Annotated in this window: 6 protein-coding genes and 2 pseudogenes; 3 read left to right on the top strand and 5 right to left on the bottom strand. The window is 66.0% G+C overall.

Going from position 1 to position 6,927, the window contains the following annotated elements:
- Positions 1-156: 156 nt before the first annotated feature.
- Positions 157-570, bottom strand: coding sequence for a type II toxin-antitoxin system VapC family toxin (locus tag NBW84_RS20990; RefSeq protein WP_445548563.1), 414 nt, complete (start codon positions 568-570; stop codon positions 157-159).
- Entirely contained in the window at positions 567-980 is a 414-nt protein-coding gene (locus tag NBW84_RS20995; protein ID WP_250286654.1) for a type II toxin-antitoxin system VapB family antitoxin, read from the bottom strand. Before NBW84_RS20995 ends, NBW84_RS20990 begins: the two co-directional genes overlap by 4 nt.
- Positions 981-1,310: 330 nt before the next feature.
- Here NBW84_RS20995 and NBW84_RS21000 point away from each other — a divergent pair, with 330 nt between their 5' ends.
- Positions 1,311-2,099, top strand: a complete 789-nt coding sequence (locus tag NBW84_RS21000) for a cell filamentation protein Fic (RefSeq protein ID WP_250286656.1) — start codon at positions 1,311-1,313, stop codon at positions 2,097-2,099.
- Between the two features lie 96 nt (positions 2,100-2,195).
- Here NBW84_RS21000 and NBW84_RS21005 read toward each other — a convergent pair whose 3' ends face one another.
- Positions 2,196-3,158 carry an NADP-dependent oxidoreductase gene (locus tag NBW84_RS21005; RefSeq protein ID WP_250286658.1) on the bottom strand — a complete coding sequence of 321 codons (963 nt, stop codon included), beginning with the start codon at positions 3,156-3,158 and terminating at the stop codon, positions 2,196-2,198.
- 103 nt (positions 3,159-3,261) lie between these two features.
- On the opposite strand from NBW84_RS21005, the pseudogene NBW84_RS21010 reads away from it, so the two are divergent.
- Positions 3,262-3,414 (top strand): annotated as a pseudogene (locus NBW84_RS21010) (TetR/AcrR family transcriptional regulator); the annotation flags it as partial.
- Between the two features lie 330 nt (positions 3,415-3,744).
- On the opposite strand, the gene NBW84_RS21015 reads toward NBW84_RS21010, so the two are convergent.
- Positions 3,745-4,200 carry a transposase family protein gene (locus tag NBW84_RS21015; protein WP_250286660.1) on the bottom strand — a complete coding sequence of 152 codons (456 nt, stop codon included), beginning with the start codon at positions 4,198-4,200 and terminating at the stop codon, positions 3,745-3,747.
- A gap of 288 nt (positions 4,201-4,488) precedes the next feature.
- On the opposite strand from NBW84_RS21015, the gene NBW84_RS21020 reads away from it, so the two are divergent.
- A complete protein-coding gene (locus NBW84_RS21020; protein WP_250286661.1) occupies positions 4,489-6,303 on the top strand; it encodes an ATP-binding protein in 1,815 nt (604 codons plus the stop codon).
- Positions 6,304-6,713: 410 nt separating this feature from the next.
- On the opposite strand, the pseudogene NBW84_RS21025 reads toward NBW84_RS21020, so the two are convergent.
- Positions 6,714-6,809, bottom strand: a pseudogene (locus tag NBW84_RS21025) (HhH-GPD-type base excision DNA repair protein); the annotation flags it as partial.
- Positions 6,810-6,927: the final 118 nt, after the last annotated feature.

The raw sequence follows: 6,927 nt of genomic DNA on the forward strand, positions 1-6,927 counted from the left end.
GTCGGCCTCGGCAACCTGGCTCAGGTGAAGTCCCACGTCGCTACCGTAGCCTCCGCCTGACCACGGGTCTCGCAGGTGGCCGAGCATCCCACCTTCCCTGATCTGAGGCCGAGTCGCCGCGTCGCACCGACACCGGTGGGCGCAACGGAGCCGAATTCAGCGCAGTCCGTGCTCGTCGGGAAGGTCGGCGGCGACCAGATCCGTATGGATGAAGTCCTCGCCCTTGAACAACAGCGGTTCCCGTCGTTCAGCCGCAAGCGCATAGGCGAAACAGTCACCGAAGTTCAACCGGGCGGGACTACCGCTCCCCCTGCCGAAGTCTCGGTAGGCCTGCCGGGCGAGCGTCGCGTGCTCGGCCGTCACCGCCACCACCTCGATGTCCGCCACTCTTACCAGTTCGTCGAACCGGCGGCTCGCAACAGGGTCACGAGCCGAGTCGACGACGACCGCCGCCTCCACGTAGTTCACGGCAGACATGGCGGTGTCCGCCGAGACAAGAGCCGCCGCGTAAGCAGCCGCGTCAGGCTCGGCTCGGATGATAGCAACGAGGGCGGACGAATCCACGATCACGCCGGCAGCCCACGATCATCGTAGAGGTCGTCGATGCCGAACCTGCTCCCAGCAACCGCACCCGCTATCTGGCGGCCAAGAGCGACAATCCGCTCAACTCGCTGCTCGCCCGCTTCTGGGCCGGCCCGCATACGGTCGAGACGTTCGCGAATGGCCGTGGTCACCGCCGTCGCGATGCTCTCACCGGTCAGGTCAGCCAGCTCACGGCCAAGCCGCTGCGCCTCGTCGTTCTTGATGTTCAGCGCCACCGCAACCACTTCCACCATGGAGGCAAAATTTTCCTCCATGGTACCCCCCACGGGACGATCCGCCCCGCCTACCCCCGGCTCCTCGATTGTCCTATCGAAGCGCCGCGCGCCGATCAAACGATGCGTTACCAGGAAGACGCGGACCGTCCCGTCCCACTCCATCCTTCCGAAACCCGCTGGTCAAGAAGCATCCCGATCAGCAGCGCCAACGGATCGTTCGTCAGCAGCTCGTCCGCTGCCTCGATCTGGTTAAAGCGCAAGGCTCACGGCCCTGAAAGTAGCCGGCTCGGGCGGCCCGCCGGTCAGCGTGCCGGCTGACCGGCTCCACGTCATCGCCGAGGACTCGACGTGTGGCCCGGCCAGCTCCGGCAGGTCGGCCTGACGGACACTCCGGGATCCCGGTGGTCGCCGTATCGTTGGATCACGGCATGGTTCGCGGCACGTGCGGGTCACGTACGGTCCGAGCACGTACGGTCCGAGGAGGTGCGATTCGTGGCGACGAGCGGGGCGATGCTGGGCGCCCTCGGATTCACCTGGGATCGGTCCATGGTGAGCCGGGATATTCCGCGGTTCTCGGTCGAGCGCGCCGTCTGGCGGTTCCAGCGGTCGCTGCCGGAGTACGTGTGGGACGCGGCGGTGCTCGAGGGCAACCCGTTCACCTACCCCGAGGTCCAGACGCTGCTGGACGGGATCACCGTCGGCGGACGGAAGATCAGCGACGAACGTCAGATCCTGAACCTCGCCGAGGCGGCGAGCGAGCTCGGCCGGCTCGTCAGGACGCACGATTTCCGGTTGTCCAAGGAGGTCTCCGACAGGCTCCAGTTCCTGCTCGCTCGAGACGAGGCGCTGGAGTCAGGCCATTTCCGCGGTGAGGGCAGCGAGACCCTCACCCCTGGCGTCAGCCTCGGAGAACACGGCCGTTACCTACCGCCCGCCACCGAGCACGGCGGCGGGAACCTGCGCCGCATCTTCTCTCAGGGGCTGGAGTTCCTCTCCACCGAAATCGACGACGAGTTCGAGCAGGCCGTCGCCTATTTTCTCTTCGGCTCGCTGCAACAATTTTACTACGACGGCAACAAGCGTACCGCGCGCTACATGATGAATGGTCATCTCATGTCCCGGGGAATGGATGCCATCAGCGTCCCGGCCGCGCGCCGCCACGAGTTCAACACCGGGATGGTGGACTTCTTCCTGCGCAAGGACGGTACCGGCATGTTCGGCTTTCTGACATCCTGTCGGCTCGCCGCCGACAAGGGGGTCCTACCGCCTGGCGACGAGTAGACACTCACCGCCAGGCGGCCGTTCGCCGCTGTCCTGGCTGTGGCACCCGACGGCGCCCGGCCGCTCATCCGCCGGTCGCCTCATCCGCTGGTGAAGCTATCCGCTGGTGACGCTGAGGACGATCTTTCCCTGGATGTGGCCCTGCTCGGCTCGTTCGTGCGCGCGCCACGCCTCGGCGAGCCGGTGGACACTGTCGACGGCGACCCGGACGGCACCGGAGTCGAGCAGTCCGGCCAGTTCGGCGAGCTGGCGGCCGTCGGAGCGGACCTGGCCGCCCAGGAGCCGGATGCCCCGCCGGGCCAGGTCCTCCTCGCGGTAGTCGCCGAAGAAGACCGGGCTGAGCACTCCTCCGTCCCTGATCGCCGGGGTGAGACGGTGGCCGAGCGGGCCGCCGACGGTGTCGAACAGGTGGTCGACGCCCTTTGCCGCGTCCGCGACGTCGGTCGTCGTGTAGTCGATGTACTCGTCGGCCCCCAGCCCGCGCAGGAAGTCCTCGTGACGGGTGGACGCGACGGCGATGACCCGGGCGCCGAGATCGCGGGCAAGCTGGACGAGGAAGTGCCCGACGCCGCCGGCGGCACCGTTGACCAGCACGGTGCTCCCGGGGGTCACGGCAGCGTGGTCGACGACGTACTGCCAGGCGGTCAGGCCCGCCATCGGGACCGCCGCCGCGTGAACGTGGTCGATTCCGGCCGGCCTGCGCGCGAGGTCACCGACCGGCGCGGTGGTGTACTCGGCGTAACCTTTCGCCGCGCCCACCGTCGTCGGGAAGCGGAGCAGGCCGAAGACCTCGTCGCCCTCGGCCCACTCGGTGACGCCGGGTCCGGTCCCCACGACAACACCGGACACGTCCGTCCCAGGGGTGAACGGGAACTGGACCGCGGGCCGCATCGACTCGGGTATGAGGCTGAAGCCCGACCGCGCGTACCAGTCCGGCGGGTTCACGCCCGCGGCGTGCACCCGGACGAGAACCTCGCCCGGGCCGGGCTCGGGACGGTCCACATCATCAAGCTGGAGCACGCGGGGCGGACCGGTGCGATATACGCGAACGGACTTCATGGCGGGTCACCTTCCCTGGAGTCCGACGGATGGAGCAACGTCCGGAGCAGTGCTCCGAATATTAGACGGAACACTGCTCCGATTGCCAGGGAGGGCGCGTGAGATGACCGCTCAGCCGAGTCCGCCCGGTCACCGCGAGCGGCGCGCCGACGCACGCCGCAACTACGACCACATCCTCGTCACGGCGCGAGCCGTGCTGGCGGAGCAGGGAGTGCAGACGTCGCTGCGCGACGTCGCCCGCCGCGCGCAGGTCGGCCCAGGGAAGACTGCAACTCGCGGGGACATGATGTGGCTGATTCAGAAAAATCCCCACCAGCCCCGGAAGACGGCGGGGAGAAATGCCTGTGAGCTGAACGGCCGGCGGGCACCCCGTCAAGCGCGGGGAGCGCAGGACACACTCACGACCACTTCCGCACGACGACCGTCACTGCGTCCTCAACGATTGAGCTACTCCGGCACCATCCCGAGCCGATCCGGTGGATGTCTTCGTCGGGGAAACGGCAGAGAACCATCTCACCGCCGAGCGCGGCATCGGCCACGAACTCCAGCCGCTGTCGGGTATGGGCGACGCGGCATACATCGAGGACTACACGGTCTTCGTCAACAAGGACGGCTTCTGGGTATCGGTTGACCTGGTACGTGCCAATGACCCGCGGAAAACCGCGGGCCGCTCGAGGACCTGGCGCGCACGGCGGTGGCGCCGTGGCGGCTGGTGCCCGGCGGTGTCGACGGCGTCGAGGCGGGCCCGGATCCAGGCTCTGATCGCGGCTTCCGACGCCGCCGGGTCCACCCGTACCAGCACCCGCCAGATCGTCACCGGGCCTGGGATCCGCCCGGCGATCCCGAGACCGGCGCGGGCATCCGCGGGGAGGTCGGCGGTCCATTCCCCGATCGCCGCGAACGAGCGGGCGCCGCCGAGCATGGCGCACACCGCGATCGTCAGGAGCGCGGCGAAGGGGGGTGACGCACTGCGCGCCGTGTAGCGGGCCAGCTCGTCGAAGGGATCACCGAAGCCGTTTGCCAGCCGCCGGCTGGCGAACACTGTCTCGCCCGCAACGGCGGTTCAGCAGCTCGTCGGCCTCGGCGAGCTGACTCAGATGCAGTCCCATCGTCGATTTCCCTTCGACGGCCAGCCAGAGCCTTCGATCGTGCACATGGTGGGCCACGGTCGCCGGTTCACCTACCCGCCCAAGGTCAACACGGGCGGACGTCCCGACTCCACCTCAGCATCCGAGTATCGACGCGTAGCGTACCTAACGAAGCCTAACAAGATTTCGGTAGCCTTACAACATCGTGCTAGGCTCGCGTCAGGCTCTCGGGAGGCGATGGCATGGATGCGGACGGACTGGCCGAGATCGTTGTCTCGCTTCGCCGAATCGGCCGGGATGACACAGGTCTTGAGGTCAAGCTGGCGTCAACCGACAAGTTGCCGGGTGAGACCATACAGACACTTTGCGCATTCGCGAATACGCCGGGCGGCGGCACCCTGATCTTGGGCCTCGACGAGGCGCGCGGATTCGCGGCGACTGGGTGCGCGCATGCCGCGAAGCTCGCCGCCGACATCGCGGGGCTGTGTCGGGACGGCCTCGTTCCGCCGCTCATGCCTCTGATCAGCCTGCCGGAGCTCGAGGACAGGACCCTTGTCGTCGCCGAGGTGCCGGAGCTCAACCCGGCGGACAAGCCCTGTTATCTCCGGGGCAAAGGGCAGCCTAACGGCTCGTACATCCGCATCTCGGACGGGGATCATCGACTGACGTCGTACGAAGTAAGCCAACTGTTGATCAACCGAGGCCAGCCGACTTTCGACAAGGAACCCGTCGAAGAAGCAAGCAGAGCCGATCTGCACGACGAACTCGTCGCGGACTATCTACGGGACCTTCGCCGGTCCCGACCGACCTTGGCCCGCCGGGAAGACGAAGATCTACTTAGCCGGTGCGGAGTGCTGGTAAGAAGTGCACTGAGTGAAAAGAAGCTCGTGCCGTCCCTGGGTGGACTGCTCGCGCTGGGCCGGGATCCACAGGGTTTTGACTCACTGCGCGGATGCGCGATCACGGTGACCACGTACCCTACACCACGCAAGGGCGAGCCCGGTCCAGACGGACAGCGATTCCTCGATGACAAGATTCTTGAAGGACCAGCACCGATTCTTCTCGCAGAAGTTTTTGACGTCCTGAACGCCCGAATGAGCCGGCGCGGAATAGTGACGGGGATTGGCAGGGAAGATCGCTGGGAGTATCCACTGGAGGCACTTCGTGAGATCTTGGTCAACGCTGTAGCACACCGCGACTACAGTCCGATGTCCCGGGGGACACGCATCCATGTCGAGATGTACCCCGATCGCCTCGAGGTAATTTCGCCCGGTGGGCTCTTCGGGCCCGTCACCATCGACCGGCTGGGAGACGAGAGCATCGCATCTGCTCGTAACCGGGCGCTCGTCGACATCCTCGAAAATGTTCGTTTCCACCGCGATCGAAGGGCCCTGTGCGAGGGGCGGGCGACCGGTATCCCCACAGTTCTGAACAGCCTGCGTCAGGCTGGGCTCGTACCGCCCAGGTTCAAGGACAACATAAGCGACTTTCGAGTCATCATGCCAAACAGGGCCTTGCTCGACGAGAGCACCCGGGCCTGGCTGTACTCGCTCGGGCAGCCGGGCGTCTCTCCAACACAGGAGATGGCCCTCGCGGTACTTCGGACTGGCCGGGCGCTGACGAGCGACGAGTACCGAATCGAACTCGCGGTAGACAGCAAGGTCGCTCGTCGAGAGCTGGGGGATCTTGTCCAACGAGGTGTGGTCAGAATGGTCAACCAGCGCCGATGGGCAAGGTACGTCCTTGACGACGCGGCCGAGAATCCACACCCGACACTTTTCTCTGAACTCCCTGAACACGAGCCGCGTCACCAACACGTGAGGACCGGCCGCAACAGGGATACTCGTAAATCCATCACACGGAAACAACGTGTTCTGGAACTCCTGGCCGTCGAGTCGCCACTGACCCGCGCGGAGATCGCCGCCCGCCTTTCCTTGGGCGATCGGCAGGTTAGTTACGAGCTGACCAAGCTGATCGCCGAGGGACTGGTCGCCAGAACAACCGCCACCTACAGCGACCCTAATGCCGCGTATCGCCTCACGAGCGAGCCGGTATGAGTTCCACGCCGTTTCTTGAAGCCGGCCGGCCTGATCGAGGGGCGGCACAGTGCGACGAAGCCATCCCGAACTGACTCCGGTCCCGCCAGTCCCGGGGAAGACAGCGACTCGCGGGGACATGACATAGCCGATCCAGAAAAAAGCCCCGCCAGTCCCGGAGGACGGAGGGGAGAAAGTATTGGCCACGATACCGGTGCACGCTCTGGCCCGTCAAATGCTGACGCGGTCGCCCATTGTGGTGCTTCGCTCCGGCAGCCCGGCCCGCGGTGTTGGCGGGATGATTCGGCCTCAATGTCTCACCGCGACCCGACCTTCGTTCCCACGACGCACCCACCCAGACCGCTGCCACTTTCCGTTGTCGACGACACACGGATCTCGAGGCGACGTCCCGGTCCGCTCCTTGTTTACCGAATTTGCCGGTCCAGCACCATGCCTATGAGTAGCGCCAACGGGTCGTTCGTCAGCAGCCTGTCGGCCTCGTCGAGCTGACCGAGGTGCAGTCCCACGTCATCACCGTAGCCGACCGTGCCGCGGCGGCCGGCAAGCCGCCGGTCAGACTGTCGCGATCATGATGAGATGATTATCTGTCATTCTCTGCCTGACTGTCATTCGCCGCGCTAGTGT

Origin of the sequence: Protofrankia sp. CiP1_Cm_nod2, assembly GCF_920664355.1 — a bacterium.
Classification (GTDB): domain Bacteria; phylum Actinomycetota; class Actinomycetes; order Frankiales; family Frankiaceae; genus Protofrankia.